This is a genomic window from Falsihalocynthiibacter sp. CO-5D18, assembly GCF_041205445.1.
GTDB classification, from domain to species: domain Bacteria; phylum Pseudomonadota; class Alphaproteobacteria; order Rhodobacterales; family Rhodobacteraceae; genus Falsihalocynthiibacter; species Falsihalocynthiibacter arcticus.
In genome coordinates this window covers 115905-129776 of sequence record NZ_JBGFCF010000005.1, presented here as the reverse complement: position 1 = coordinate 129776, position 13872 = coordinate 115905, and the positions used below count along the sequence as shown (strand labels likewise).

The window sequence follows — 13872 nt, the reverse complement described above, 5'->3', positions numbered from 1 at the left end:
TCTATTCTGTGGAGCGTTGGGTTGGTTGGCCACAAGAGTTGAGCCGCGAACGCCCGTCCAAAATTAAGGTTCAGAATTAGGCGATTATCCTAGGTATTCCCGGATTACCGCCAGAAAAGCGCCCGTTCCTACGGGTAAAATCTCATCTGGGAAATCATAGGTTGGCGTATGGAGTTGGGGTTGATCTGTACCCGACCCAAGCCAGAACATCGCCGTGTGTGCTGACTGTGAATATTGCCCGAAATCCTCGGACCAAAGTTGCGGCTGTTGGGCTATTTCAAAAGGAATTTGCGCCTTTCGCAGGGATTTTTTTAACAGGTTTACCGCCTGAGGGTGATTTTCGCAGGCGTCAAAAACGTCATGGTAGGAAAATTCCAGCTCAAGTCCAACTTCGGCCGCAGCCTGAGTCGCAAGTGTTTCGGCCTGTTGGCACAGGTTTACCATTGCCGCGTCCGAGCGACTGCGCAGGGTGGCCCAAATCTCGGCATAACCGGGCGCGATTCCAAAGGTTGGTTTTCCGAGCGTTGCATGCGTCAGGGTTACGAGCGAAAAATCGGGCGATTGGACGCCGCCGGAAGGGTCCGCAAGTGCGGCCAAAGCAGGCATCAGACGGGCAACGGTTGGCATGGGGGAAAGCCCGTCATGGGGAGCCGCCGCGTGGCTGGTTTTTCCCGTCAGCATAATTTTCAAACCCCGAGAAGCGCAATTGGCAGCCGTTGCCGGAATTTGAATTTTCCCCACGTCCTGTCCGGGTGCATTGTGGAGCGAAAACAGGTAATCCAGCTTTAACCCCGCGAATTTCGGATCTTGAACAAGGGCTTTTGCACCCTGCCCTGTTTCCTCGGCGGGTTGGAAAATGAGTGCGACGGTGCCTGACTTGGGCCGCTGTTTTGAAAGCTCTTCGGCAAGGGCAAGTACCATGCACATATGCCCGTCATGCCCACATAGATGCGCAACACCGTCGTTTTCGGATCGGTAGGAAATGTCTGACAACTCATAAATCGGCAACGCGTCAAGCTCGGCGCGAAATCCAATAGTCGGGCCAGCTTGCGAACCATGAAAGAGGGCAATAACACCCTGCCCGCCGACGGATTTTAGAATCTTATCGGGAGCAAACCGCTTCAACTCCTGCGCAATTAGCGCCGAAGTTTTATGTTCTTGGCCTGAAACTTCCGCAATCACGTGCAATGCGTGCCGCAAATCCCGAACCCAATTGAGGCTCGCGCTCAACGCCCCAATTTCTGTAAACGCGCCGTCCGCAAGCGCGCGAAATCGTCCCCAGCGTGGTAGGAACTGCGGGTGAGCGGCGTGGCTGAAACCATATGGAACCCTTTGCCATAGGCGGCTTTTTCATAGGTTTTGAATTCTTCGGGCGTCACAAACCGATCAATCGCGTGGTGCTTGGGCGTTGGCTGAAGATATTGACCTATGGTCAGGAAATCGATGTCGGCGGCGCGCATGTCTTCCATGACTTGCATCACGGCTTGCTTGTCTTCGCCAAGGCCGACCATGATACCCGATTTAGTAAACATCGACGGGTCCATTTCTTTAACCCTCTGCAAAAGGCGCAGAGAATGGAAATAGCGCGCACCGGGCCGGACTTCGGGATAAAGGCCGGGCACCGTTTCGAGATTGTGATTGAACACATCAGGACGCGCCTCAACGACCACTTCGAGGACCTTTGGGTCACAGCGAATAAAGTCGGGCGTCAGAATTTCGATCGTTGTATTGGGCGATTGCTTGCGAATGGCGCGGATGGTCTGGGCGAAGTGTTCGGCACCACCATCCTCAATATCGTCGCGATCCACAGAGGTAATCACCACGTGATTGAGCCCCAGTTTCTTGACCGCATGGGCAACACGGCCCGGTTCAAATGCATCCAAATCCTCGGGGGGTTTGCCCGTCGCGATGTTACAGAAAGTGCATGCGCGGGTACAAACCTCGCCCATAATCATCATCGTGGCATGCCCTTGGGACCAACATTCGCCAACGTTCGGACAGCCAGCTTCTTCGCAAACCGTGGTCAGCTTATTCTCGCGCATAATCTTATGCGTTTCGGCATAGCCTTTGCCGCCGGGCGCCTTTACGCGGATCCAGCTTGGCTTCTTGGGCTGTGGATTGTCCGGACGTTTTGCCTTTTCAGGATGACGTTCGGCCGGTATTTTTAGATCACGCATAGAATATTTCCCTTGATTAACCACAATATATCGCTTTTTCATGTGGCTACCAGAGCCAAGTTACATATGCATAACTGGCTTGCAATAGGGGGGCGTAAGCTTCCAATGGAGGGATATATTATGAAAAAAGAAATTGCAGAAGTATTTGGCACCTTTGTATTGGTGTTTTTTGGGTGCGGCGCAGCAGTGCTAGGCTTTGAGATTGGGCACGTTGGTATTTCCATGGCGTTTGGCCTTTCAATTGTGGCTGCCGCCTATGGCATCGGCGCGATTTCTGGCGCGCATCTTAACCCAGCAGTGTCGTTGGGGATGGTCACGTCGGGCCGCATGAATGTGGGGGAATTCATCCGTTATTCTGTGGCGCAAATTGTCGGCGCCATCCTTGCCATCACGGCTGTATATTTAATTGCATCGGGAAAAGCGGACTATTCCGTTGCCGCAAATGGCCTTGGTCAAAACGGATATGGAGTTGGTTATAATGGGGAATATACCCTCGTTGCCGCGCTAATATTCGAGATCGTCGCGACATTTATCTTTGTGACCGTCATTCTTGGATCAACGGAAAAAGGCGCACCGGCAGCTTTTGCAGGTCTGGCAATTGGCTTGACGTTATTGGGCATCCACCTTGTTGGCATCAACGTTACGGGTGTTTCGGTGAACCCTGCGCGCTCCATTGCACCTGCGTTGTTCGCAGGAGGAACCGCCCTCGCCCAACTTTGGGTTTTCATCGTGGCACCACTCGCAGGTGGTGCGCTGGCAGGCGTGCTTTACGGCGCAGGCATTACCCGCGCAGACGCAGCTTAACCCACATAGCACAAAGTCGCGCAATACAAGGCCGTCCTTCGGGGCGGCCTTTTTGTCGCACTGCTTTAAGTAAGAAAACTAAAATTCCAAACGGATTCAGCCTTGAAGCCACGCCATTGCACGCTACTTAGAATCGTTATAAACCGCATTCGAATTCAAAAACACGACAGGAGCAGACATGCAAATTGGCGCAAAACTTCCAGACGTTTCATTTCACACCCGCGTTCGCGACGAGTCTATTGGCGGCGACAATCCGTTCCGCTGGGAAAACAAAACAACCCGCGATTATTTCGCTGGCAAACGCGTTATTTTGTTCGCCCTCCCCGGTGCGTTTACGCCAACTTGCTCGACGTTTCAGCTCCCAGGGTTTGAAAAAGGCTTTGCTGACTTCCAACATGAAGGCATCGAGGGTATCTATTGTTTGTCCGTCAACGACAGCTTTGTGATGAACAAATGGGCCCAGAGCCAAGACCTTAAAAACGTCAACGTCATTCCCGACGGTTCCGGCGAATTTACCCGCAAAATGGGCATGCTGGTTGAGAAATCCAACGTAGGCTTTGGCATGCGGTCGTGGCGCTATGCAGCCATCGTGAATGACGGTGTGATCGAGGGCTGGTTCGCAGAACCCGGCATTGCCGACAATGGCACTGAGGATACCTATGGCGAGTCCTCACCAGAAAACCTGTTGAACTGGCTCCGCGCAGAGAAATCAGTCGCGGCTTAAGGCTTCACGTTTTATAGACACGAAAAGGGCCTTCCATTGGAAAGGCCCTTTTTTGTTTTCGTATATTTTGCGCATCAACCAATCATCGGTCCGTGTTTTCCATAGGACTTCGTCGTGTGAAAAGCTAACCGTTGCAAGGCGATTTTTAGCACGATTTTGCCACTCCGCGCGGCCCAATCCATCTCTTTTTCGGTGGTTTCAATCCCCTCAAGGAAACAGCAACACCGCAAAACGACATGCCCAAGTCCCGGGCCCAAATCCCGCAGCGCCTCACGGGTGCGATCATGGGCGGCCTTTTGTTTTTCATTGCGAAACGTGGGCGTCGAAACCGTTGAGCCATCTTCGATTTGCATCAAATATTGCTCCCAAATCTTTTGGTCCTGAAGCCCCATTTGAGCCAATTCGAAATCTTCCCGAAGCCGCTCGCCGGCGGCGACTAAATCGTCGTTTAAAAAGGGCTTACCGGTTTTGTCACGGCGACGGGCCAAGGCGATAAGCGGGCTTTCTGCCAAGGTATAGCGCTTAACCGGCCGGTCTTCGTCACGATCATTGGACCATGTGGTGGGAGCGGCATCAAAACGCGTGGGGGCCTCGGCAAACCCATGTGCCATCCCGCCCATACGGTTTGGGGCGTCCATTGTGGATTTCAGGAAACTACGGCCAGAAACCGTCGCTTCATACTGGGCGATTTTACCGGATTTTTTGCATTTTATCCATTCTTTGAGCGCCATCGCCTCGGCAATATGACGATCAACAATTGCCGTGCGCGCGGATTTCCCACCGGGAAGATCCCGCAGCACAACTGCCTTATCCATATTCCCAGCAACGACCAAAACCGCCCCTGTTTCACACAGGCGTCGCAACACCCGTTGCGCCTCGGAATGCAGCTCAATATCAGAGGCCGTTTGGTTTGGGTTTCGTTTGGGCGCAGCCATCTGGGTATCCTTGTTTATAGGGCTGTTGGGAAAATGTGCTTTGCCCAAGTCGCGCAGAGCCTTGTCGATTAGAATATCATCGCGACGGTTTTCAAACCGGCGGATTTGACGCAAAACAGTGGACGCGTGGCATCCAGCGTTTCGTGCCACGGCACGAATGGACAGACCCGTTTCCGTGTGAAGTAAATAGCGTTCAGCGGCATCCGGTACCCAGTGGGGCAGCAACGTACGAACCGGTCTGCTATCCAAATTTTCCCCCATTACAGTCTCCTTGAGTTGGCAATGGTCTTATGGCGATTTTGTAGGAAGGAATGATGTTTCAATTGGTTACGCCCTCGTTAAAATCTTGTGACTTCGCTATGATTGTTTCCAAATGCTAAACAATCGGTAAACTAACGTTCGGCGATTATTTTCATCCGCAACACACGCGTAAGTTGAGTCATTCTGTGTAGACATCAAAAACTCACGGAGAAGACCATGAATGATATCCTAACAATGCTGAAAATGTTGAACCGCCCTCGCCTCCTCGTTCGAGCTGCTCGCCACGGTTTAAGCGAGTATAATAGGGACCGTCACCTTCCACGCCTAATCAAAGACGCACGTCTTCCGGGCCCTGGACAGGCCGTAATTACCCTCATGAGTGAGGAACAGATTCTCGAAGAAAAGCGGAAATTGGGCGACGCAAGTTACAGTGTAATGCTGCATATTGAGATGCTTGTCGCGCTTATGGGGGAAGCAAAATTATTAGCGGTGCGGACAGCATAAAGGGCGGAAAACCAGTTTCCGCCCCAATTTGAGGTAAATTGTGTCTATAAGAACGAATCTGGAACAGAGGCTTTCTTTTCAGCTACATAGCTCCTAAGGGCTCGCTCGATTAGGGGATCAAGTGCTGGAGCACGGTAGTCTGAGAGCAGTTGTTTCACCTTCGTCGCGGCCAAAGATTGGCTATCCCGCGCGCCTTCGTCTTCCCACGTCTCGAAGGGTTTATAGTCGAGGACATTGCTGCGCCAAAAGGCCGACTGATAATTCGCTTGGGTATGGGCGCACCCTAAAAAGTGCCCCCCCGGCCCAACTTCAACGATCGCGTCCATGGCTTGGGCGTTTTCATCTATCGCAACGCCCTCAGCGAGCTTGTGCAAAGCCCCCAGTTGGTCCGCATCAAGAACAAACTTCTCAAGCGAAGCTACAAGCCCGCCTTCAAGCCAACCACAGGCATGGAGCATGAAGTTCACGCCGCCCAAAAGAGCCGCGTTGAGGGTATTTGCGGTTTCATATCCCGCCTGCGCATCAGGCAGCTTTGAGCCACAGAGCCCGCCACCAGACCTAAACGGAAGGTTAAGGCGGCGCGCGAGCTGGCCCGCACCGTAAAGGATTTGTGAAGCTTCTGGTGTGCCAAAGGTCGGTGCACCCGAATTCATGTCGATCGACGTCACAAATGTTCCGAAAATCACCGGAGCGCCTTTGCGGATCAGTTGGCTATAGGCAACGCCCGCCATAACCTCGGCCAAAACCTGCGCTAATGTCCCCGCGACGGAAACAGGTGCCATAGCCCCGCCAACAACGAAAGGCGAAATAATGCAGGCCTGATTGGCCCGCGCATAGACCTCAAGCGACCCCATCATAATCGAGTCAAACGAGAGCGGTGAGTTGATATTGATGAGCGACGTCATCACCGTATTGTCCCGCACGAAGTCCTTGCCGAACAGAATTTCACACATCTCCACACTGTCTTGAGCGCGGCTAGGTTCAGTAACCGAGCCCATAAACGGCTTATCGCTCAAGGTCATATGCGCCAAGAGCATGTCGAGATGCCGCTTGTTCACTGGTACATCGGTCGGCTCACACACGGTTCCGCCGGAGTGGTGCAAGAATTTGGACATATAGCCCAAACGCACGAAATTCTCGAAATCCGCCATGGTGGCATAGCGGCGCCCACCCTCAAGATCGCGCACGAAGGGCGGACCATAAACAGGCGCGAGCACCAGTTTTTTGCCGCCGATTTCCACATTCCGTTCGGGATTGCGCGCATGCTGGATAAAACTCGACGGCGCTGTTTTGCACAATTCCCGCGCCAATCCACGAGGAATCCGCACGCGATCATCCTCAATTTGCGCACCAGCCGCGCGCCAAAGCTCCAACGCTTCCGGATTTTCGAGGAAATTCACACCTGTTTCAGCCAAAATCGTTTCGGCGTTGCGCTCGATTATTTGAAGCGCTTCCTCGTTGAGGATTTCGTAATTTGGGATCGCGCGATCAATGACGGGCGCGGTATCAAAACTTACGGCACTGCGTGCGGCGCGACGCGCAGAACCGCCGCCTCCCCGTTTGCGACCTGATTCTAACGTCATAAACGTCTCCTATACCGATGTTTACTTTTGTTCTCATGACCGCTGCCTTTGGCGGTGTTAAAAACAGACATTTTTGGACGGAAAGCGACATTTGTGTTTAATTCCATGTGCAGTTTAAAAATTACACGCAAATTGCCGCCCGAGGGTCGCAACCACTTGCACAGAACGCCCATGCACATTATTGCCAAATAATGAATGATATTCCTTCGCATGAGCGCCTGCTAATCATCGACTTTGGGTCCCAAGTGACGCAGCTCATTGCGCGTCGTCTGCGCGAGCTTTCTGTCTATTGTGAAATCCATCCGTTTCAAAAAGTGACTCCTGCTTTCTTGGCCGAATTTGCGCCAAAAGCGGTGATCCTGTCAGGCGGCCCCGCCAGCGTGATTGACGAGGGATCGCCCCGTCCACCAAAAGAGGTATTTGACCTCGACGTGCCTATTTTGGGCATTTGTTACGGTCAACAAGTTATGATGCATATGCTGGGCGGCAAGGTTGAATCCGGCCACGGAACGGCCGAATTTGGGCGCGCCTATGTTGTGCCAACCGGCGAGAAAATCGACCTTTTGGACGGCTGGTTTGCACAAGACAAAGAGCAGGTATGGATGAGCCACGGCGACCACGTGAGCGCCATCGCTGCCGGGTTTGAAGTATATGGCACCTCGCCAAACGCTCCTTTCGCGATCACCGCGGACACGGCACGCGGTTTCTATGCGGTGCAGTTCCACCCTGAAGTTCACCATACCCCGAATGGCGCGAAATTCTACGAAAATTTTGTCAAAATGGCAGGCTTTACAGGCGATTGGACCATGGGCGCGTACCGCGAACAAGCGATTGACGCAATCCGCGAACAAGTCGGTGACAAGCAGGTTATCTGTGGATTGTCGGGCGGCGTAGACAGCTCGGTCGCAGCGGTTTTGATCCACGAAGCGATTGGTGATCAGCTGACCTGTGTGTTTGTTGACCACGGTTTGCTGCGCAAGAATGAAGCCGAAGAAGTCGTAAAAATGTTCCGCGACAATTATAAAATCAAGCTGATCTATGCGGATGAAAAAGAGCTGTTTCTGGGCGCGCTCGACGGGCAATCTGATCCCGAAACCAAGCGCAAAATCATCGGTGGCTTGTTTATTGATGTGTTCCAGAAATACGCCAATGAAATCGAAGGTGCAGAATTCCTCGCACAGGGCACTTTGTACCCCGATGTGATTGAATCCGTCAGCTTTTCCGGTGGCCCTTCCGTCACGATCAAAAGTCACCACAATGTGGGCGGCCTGCCTGAGAAGATGGGTCTTAAACTCGTGGAACCACTTCGCGAATTGTTCAAGGATGAGGTCCGTGCGTTGGGCCGCGAACTTGGCCTTCCCGCGAGCTTTATTGGCCGTCATCCCTTCCCAGGGCCTGGCCTTGCGATCCGTTGCCCCGGTGAGATTACCCGCGCCAAACTTGAGATCCTGCGCGAAGCGGATGCCGTTTATATCGATCAAATCCGCAAACACGGTCTTTATGACGAGATTTGGCAAGCTTTCGTCGCCATTCTCCCTGTGCGCACCGTCGGTGTGATGGGCGATGGGCGCACCTATGATTTCGCCTGTGCTTTGCGCGCAGTCACGTCGGTGGACGGAATGACGGCGGATTATTATCCATTTACCCATGAATTCCTTGGCGAAACCGCGACGCGGATCATCAACGAAGTTCAAGGTATCAACCGCGTGACCTATGATATCACCTCAAAACCTCCCGGTACGATCGAGTGGGAATAAAGCAACGTTTACGCGCGAGATTAGCTCCACAGGCTCCTGCGCCCATCGAACCCGTCTTGTTTTCCCAAAGCAGTGAGTTGCTTGCGAAGATTGAGTCCGACCTGACCGCGCAATCCACGCGAGGCGAAGCGCTTGCGCGTCTTCGGGCGTTGGGGCTGTCGGATTTCGGACTGTTTCTTATTTCGCTGCCCGATGCGACTTACCCCAAGTTGTCGGCCTTGCTTCCGCGCATGGCCGAGGCCGAGGTTCAACGCAATTGGACTGGCAACAGCGGCGCGTTCCTTTTGACCCAGACGCTCGATTTCGTGCGATCTGCGGCCTATAACTACTCTGAAATTTCAGGGAAATCCCTGTCAGACGCCAAAATTCTGGACTTTGGTTGTGGCTATGGCCGCATCAGCCGCATGATGTATTTTTTTACCGAGGAAGAAAACTACTTCGGCGTCGACCCTTGGGATCGCTCCATCGAAATCTGTAAAAACGATGGCCTAACCACAAATTTCGCGGTCTCTGATTATTTGCCCACAGACTTGCCCGTCGGTGACGCGCGATTTGATTTTATCTTTGCCTTCTCGGTGTTTACGCACCTTTCTGAACGTGCCACGCGCGCGGGAATCTCAACGGTAGCAAAATATCTCACTGCGGATGGCGTCCTCCTTATCACAACGCGCGAGATCGAGTATTGGGCACAGCATTTCAAAGAAACCGCCCCCCAACAGCGTGCGCACTGTGAAGCGTCACACGTTGCAGACGGGTTTGCTTTTGTTCCCCATAGCCGAGAAACAGTTGACGGGGATGTAACTTACGGCGACACATCCATGACCGTTGCGTGGTTCCACGCGCAATTCCCCGACCTCAAAATCGTGAAGCAAGACCGCTCCCTCAACGATCCCTATCAATCTTATTGGTTCGTTCAAAAACGTTAAAACTAGTTTGGACTGACCTATGATCCCTCCGTCAAAAAACACCGACCATGCGGATTTTATCCATGCTGCGTTTTGGATGTGTGGGGCCGTGTTTGCCTTTAGCGCAATGGCCATCGCGGGGCGCGCGGTCATGCAGGAATTGGATACGTTTGAGTTGATGATGTACCGCTCTTTTACGGGTGTGGTCATTGTTTGCGGCTATATCCTGTGGTCCAAACGCCACTCCGAAATCACGTTGCGCTATTTTCGTCAACATCTGGTGCGCAATCTGTTTCATTTTACGGGGCAAAACCTTTGGTTCGCAGCTCTTTTCCTCATTCCAATCGCCAAAGTGTTTGCCATTGAGTTCACATCGCCCGTTTGGGTGTTGCTTCTCGCTCCGTTCATCTTGGGGGAAAAACTTACCGGAAGCCGCGCTTTGACAGCATTGGTCGGCTTCGCTGGGATTTTGATTGTAACGCGCCCCACATTTGGCAACTTGTCCTTGGGCGAAGGCCTCGCGGCCTTGGCTGCCATTTGTTTTGCCCTCACGAGCCTATTGACACGTCGCCTGACCCGCACTCAGTCAATCACGGCGATCATGTTCTACCTCACCGTCACACAAGCAGTTTTTGGCGTTGTGATGTCGGGCTATGACGGCGAGATTGCTCTGCCCAGCCTCTCCCTCGTACCTGCGGTGATTATCGTTGGCCTCATGGGGTTGATGGCGCACTTATGCTTAACGCGGGCGTTATCCTTAGCCCCTGCGGCGTCCATTATGCCGATCGATTTTGCCCGTCTGCCGGTTATCGCAATATTAGGGTTTATCTTGTTTAACGAAACCGTCGACATCTATGTATGGATCGGAGCGATTATTATCTTTAGTGCAAATTATCTTAATCTTGTGCATGAGTCGCGGATTTCACGGGAGGCTCAAAGCTAAACCCAACAGTTCAGTTATAAGAAACCGGTGACTGAAATAACACAATTACGTTGCGGTACTTTCTGCAAAACTTAACGTCCCAAAATGGTTACGCGGCGTCAAATTTGACTTGGATGCCCCCTGAGCGGCATCTTCACACCGACTTCACTCATAGATGTCTGAACATTCCCAGGGAGGGGAAAATGAAACTTATAACAACCACCGCGGTCCTCATGGCCACGACCACCAGCGCCGCACTCGCGGGTGGTGTAGATCGCTCCTATCAAAGCACTGCCATTCTTTTTGAAGAGGGAAACTATGTTGAAGTTTCTGTCGGCACAGTAAACCCAAGTATCTCGGGCGTCGGCACAGCATATTCGCCAACTCCAGGGGGTGCGTCGGGCGATATGGCTCCTGCTTATACCCAGTTTTCGGGCGCATATAAGCACAGCTTTAGCGACAAACTGGATGCAGCAATCATCATCGACCAACCCTTCGGTGCCAATGTTGCCTATCCCTCGGCTCCCTATTTTGCGACGGGATCCGTTGCCGAACTTAACACGGCGGCCATCACTGGTATCCTGAAATATAATATCAACGAAGGTTACAGCGTTTTCGGCGGTCTGCGCTACGAAACCCTCGAAGCTACCGCGAATATCCCGTTTGTGTCATCATATGACGCCGTTGGCAGCAAAAATGGCGCGTTCGGCTACTTGGTTGGGGCTGCATATGAGCGTCCGGACATCGCTTTGCGGGTCGCATTGACCTACAACTCGAAAATCTCCCACGACCTTGAAACCACCGAGTCCTCGGCAGCCTTGGGCGCGGATAACACCTCCGTAACCGAGGTGAATTCACCACAATCTGTGAACCTCGAATTCCAATCCGGTGTCGCAGAAGACACGTTGGTTTTCGGCTCCATTCGGTGGGTTAACTGGTCGGATTATGACATTTCCCCAACCGACTATTCGACCCTCACAGGTGGCGGTTCGCTGGTATCCTACGAGGACGACGTTTTCACCTACACCCTTGGCGTTGGACGTAAATTTAGCGACTCTTGGTCGGGCGCCATCTCTGCGGGTTATGAAAAATCCAATGGCGGCTACCAGTCCAACCTCAACCCAACCGACGGACAATTCTCGGTGGGTCTCGGCGGAACCTATACGCGCGAAAACATGAAAATCACGGCAGGCGTGAAATATGTCATGATTGGCGATGCGGAAACCACCCTTGGTTTGGGTGGCCCAGCGTCGAGCTTCCAAGACAACAATGCGCTGGCCTTTGGTTTGCGGATTGGTTTCGCACTCTAATCACGATAAATACCTGATTATGAACTGGGCCTACCGGCAACGGCGGGCCCTTTTCTGTTTCTAGCAATTGACCGCCCACCTCGCGCTGGGTAGGACGGAGAGGAAGCAATCGAAAGCCACCTCTATGATCCCCTCTGCCCAAGTATGGTCCGAAAACCCTAATAAACACGCCCTGCTTTTTGGGATGTCTGGTCTTGGAAAAACTTATATCTCTAATATGTTGCGCGCGTCCGGCGACTGGTTCCACTATTCCATCGATTATCGGATCGGCACGCGCTACATGGGCGAATTTATCGTCGACAATTTCAAAGCGCATGCGTTGCTGGACCCGTTTCTCGCGGAACTCCTTCTTAGCGACAGCATTTACATTGCCTCAAACCTCACATTTGAAAACCTCGCGCCCCTTTCGACATACCTCGGAAAACCGGGCAGCTCCGCCTTGGGCGGCCTGCCGATAGACGAATATATGCGGCGGCAAAAACAGCACCACATCGCCGAGGTGAGTGCGCTGATGGACACGCCTTATTTCATCAAGCGTGCGACCGAGCTTTATGGTTATGACAATTTCATCTGCGACTCTGGTGGTTCTATTTGCGAAGTCGTTGACCCGTGGAATCCCCTCGACCCAACGCTCAAAACGCTGTCTGACAGCACCCTGATGATTTGGATTGAGGGCGGGAATGAACACACTGAGGCCCTTATCGCGCGCTTCAATGCATCGCCCAAACCCATGTGCTATCAGGCCAGCTTTCTGCTCCCGTTTTGGGATGAATACCTCAAAGAAAACAACGTGAAGCAAGAGGATGTTAATCCGAATGATTTCATTCGAGCCGCGTATCGTGCCGCGTTGACTGCGCGCCAACCACGGTATCAAGCGATGGCCGATAATTGGGGCATTTCCGTTCCCGCAAGCGAAGTCGCCCGCCTCAAATCGCCTGACGATTTCAACGCTTTGGTTTCTGATACCCTTGAGAACCGCTCCTAAGCGACCTATCTAATTAGACCAATCTCAGAAAAGAGTTTCCCATGCCGATTAAGATTCCATCCTCCCTTCCCGCTTATGAGGTTCTCTCGAGCGAGGGCGTGATGGTGATGGATGAACAACTTGCCGCACGCCAAGATATTCGCCCGTTGCAAATTGGTCTTCTTAATCTGATGCCCAAGAAAATTCAGACCGAAACCCAGTTTGCGCGTCTGATCGGGGCGACGCCGTTGCAAATCGACCTGACCTTGATCCGTATGAGCGAGCACCAAACAAAAAACACCACTGCGGAACATATGGAAACGTTTTATCGCACGTTCGACGAAATCAAGGACCGCAAATTTGACGGCCTCTTGATTACTGGCGCGCCGATTGAGCATTTGGATTTTGAGGACGTCACCTATTGGGACGAACTGTGCCGCATTATGGACTGGACACAAACCAACGTGCATTCCACATTTGGGATTTGTTGGGGGGGCATGGCCATGATCCACCATCTCCACGGAATCAACAAACACCTGTTGGATCACAAGCTATTTGGTTGTTTTCGCCACCAAAACCTTAACCCCAGCTCCCAGTATTTGCGTGGTTTTTCAGACGATTGCGTCATTCCGGTAAGTCGCTGGACCGAAATCCACCAAGACGAAATCGACACAGCAAAAAACCTCACAACGCTTTTGGGAAGCGAGGACGCAGGCCCCTGTTTGGTTGAAGATCCCGACCATCGCGCGCTCTATATCTTTAACCATTTTGAGTATGATTCAGACACGCTTAAACAGGAATATGACCGCGATATCGAGACGGGAACGGCGATCAATATTCCACAAAACTATTACCCGAACGATGACCCAAGCCAAGTGCCGCAAAACCGCTGGCGCAGCCACGCACATTTGCTTTATGGCAACTGGCTAAACGAAATTTACCAAACGACAAAATACAATATGGACGAAATCGGGACCTAAGCTGATTGAATTGCGGCTAACTGCACGTCATACTTGAAAAAAGCGA

13 protein-coding genes are annotated in these 13872 nt (G+C 52.4%); 9 read left to right on the top strand and 4 right to left on the bottom strand.

The features are described 5' to 3' along the window. Window positions 1-84: 84 nt before the first annotated feature. Both AB9F27_RS08745 and lipA read right to left on the bottom strand, forming a co-directional pair. Window positions 85-1230 carry an amidohydrolase gene (locus AB9F27_RS08745; RefSeq protein ID WP_335585525.1) on the bottom strand — a complete coding sequence of 382 codons (1146 nt, stop codon included), beginning with the start codon at window positions 1228-1230 and terminating at the stop codon, window positions 85-87. Continuing rightward, entirely contained in the window at window positions 1227-2177 is a 951-nt protein-coding gene (gene lipA / locus AB9F27_RS08740) for a lipoyl synthase (RefSeq protein WP_335585524.1), read from the bottom strand. Before lipA ends, AB9F27_RS08745 begins: the two co-directional genes overlap by 4 nt. Window positions 2178-2294: 117 nt before the next feature. Between lipA and AB9F27_RS08735 the strand changes: the two genes are divergently transcribed. Then, complete coding sequence (locus AB9F27_RS08735) at window positions 2295-2981, top strand: aquaporin (protein WP_335585591.1); 687 nt, start codon at window positions 2295-2297, stop codon at window positions 2979-2981. A 178-nt stretch (window positions 2982-3159) separates the two neighbouring features. Continuing rightward, a complete protein-coding gene (locus AB9F27_RS08730) occupies window positions 3160-3705 on the top strand; it encodes a peroxiredoxin (RefSeq protein WP_335585523.1) in 546 nt (181 codons plus the stop codon). A 74-nt stretch (window positions 3706-3779) separates the two neighbouring features. Here the strand turns inward: AB9F27_RS08730 and AB9F27_RS08725 are convergent, their stop codons facing one another. After that, window positions 3780-4901 (bottom strand): DUF6456 domain-containing protein, encoded by a 1122-nt coding sequence (locus AB9F27_RS08725; protein ID WP_335585522.1) that lies wholly within the window; start codon window positions 4899-4901, stop codon window positions 3780-3782. A 216-nt stretch (window positions 4902-5117) separates the two neighbouring features. Here AB9F27_RS08725 and AB9F27_RS08720 point away from each other — a divergent pair, with 216 nt between their 5' ends. Then, window positions 5118-5405, top strand: a complete 288-nt coding sequence (locus AB9F27_RS08720; RefSeq protein ID WP_039003539.1) for a DUF6477 family protein — start codon at window positions 5118-5120, stop codon at window positions 5403-5405. A 44-nt stretch (window positions 5406-5449) separates the two neighbouring features. Here the strand turns inward: AB9F27_RS08720 and AB9F27_RS08715 are convergent, their stop codons facing one another. Beyond that, window positions 5450-6988: a trimethylamine methyltransferase family protein gene (locus tag AB9F27_RS08715; RefSeq protein ID WP_039003538.1), complete on the bottom strand. Its 1539-nt coding sequence runs from the start codon at window positions 6986-6988 to the stop codon at window positions 5450-5452. 191 nt (window positions 6989-7179) lie between these two features. Between AB9F27_RS08715 and guaA the strand changes: the two genes are divergently transcribed. The 6 genes from guaA (at window position 7180) to metA (ending at window position 13826) form a co-directional block, all read left to right on the top strand. Next, entirely contained in the window at window positions 7180-8745 is a 1566-nt protein-coding gene (gene guaA / locus AB9F27_RS08710) for a glutamine-hydrolyzing GMP synthase (RefSeq protein WP_369757654.1), read from the top strand. Next, on the top strand, window positions 8736-9671 hold the full coding sequence (locus AB9F27_RS08705; RefSeq protein WP_369757653.1) for a class I SAM-dependent methyltransferase: 936 nt from the start codon (window positions 8736-8738) through the stop codon (window positions 9669-9671). Before guaA ends, AB9F27_RS08705 begins: the two co-directional genes overlap by 10 nt. Before the next feature lie 19 nt (window positions 9672-9690). After that, window positions 9691-10593, top strand: a complete 903-nt coding sequence (locus AB9F27_RS08700) for a DMT family transporter (RefSeq protein WP_335586695.1) — start codon at window positions 9691-9693, stop codon at window positions 10591-10593. A gap of 182 nt (window positions 10594-10775) precedes the next feature. Further along, window positions 10776-11882 (top strand): outer membrane protein transport protein, encoded by a 1107-nt coding sequence (locus tag AB9F27_RS08695; protein WP_335586694.1) that lies wholly within the window; start codon window positions 10776-10778, stop codon window positions 11880-11882. Between the two features lie 124 nt (window positions 11883-12006). Further along, window positions 12007-12867, top strand: coding sequence for an ATPase (locus AB9F27_RS08690; protein WP_335586693.1), 861 nt, complete (start codon window positions 12007-12009; stop codon window positions 12865-12867). Window positions 12868-12908: 41 nt separating this feature from the next. Continuing rightward, complete coding sequence (gene metA, locus AB9F27_RS08685; RefSeq protein WP_335586692.1) at window positions 12909-13826, top strand: homoserine O-succinyltransferase; 918 nt, start codon at window positions 12909-12911, stop codon at window positions 13824-13826. Window positions 13827-13872: the final 46 nt, after the last annotated feature.

Excerpts from the sequence above, each read along its gene's own strand:
- AB9F27_RS08725 (WP_335585522.1), bottom strand. The coding sequence starts at position 4,901 with ATGGGGGAAAATTTGGATAGCAGACCGGTTCGTACGTTGCTGCCCCAC.
- AB9F27_RS08700 (WP_335586695.1), top strand. The coding sequence starts at position 9,691 with ATGATCCCTCCGTCAAAAAACACCGACCATGCGGATTTTATCCATGCT.
- AB9F27_RS08720 (WP_039003539.1), top strand. The coding sequence starts at position 5,118 with ATGAATGATATCCTAACAATGCTGAAAATGTTGAACCGCCCTCGCCTC.
- lipA (WP_335585524.1), bottom strand. The coding sequence starts at position 2,177 with ATGCGTGATCTAAAAATACCGGCCGAACGTCATCCTGAAAAGGCAAAA.
- metA (WP_335586692.1), top strand. The coding sequence starts at position 12,909 with ATGCCGATTAAGATTCCATCCTCCCTTCCCGCTTATGAGGTTCTCTCG.
- AB9F27_RS08730 (WP_335585523.1), top strand. The coding sequence starts at position 3,160 with ATGCAAATTGGCGCAAAACTTCCAGACGTTTCATTTCACACCCGCGTT.
- AB9F27_RS08695 (WP_335586694.1), top strand. The coding sequence starts at position 10,776 with ATGAAACTTATAACAACCACCGCGGTCCTCATGGCCACGACCACCAGC.
- AB9F27_RS08715 (WP_039003538.1), bottom strand. The coding sequence starts at position 6,988 with ATGACGTTAGAATCAGGTCGCAAACGGGGAGGCGGCGGTTCTGCGCGT.
- AB9F27_RS08690 (WP_335586693.1), top strand. The coding sequence starts at position 12,007 with ATGATCCCCTCTGCCCAAGTATGGTCCGAAAACCCTAATAAACACGCC.
- guaA (WP_369757654.1), top strand. The coding sequence starts at position 7,180 with ATGAATGATATTCCTTCGCATGAGCGCCTGCTAATCATCGACTTTGGG.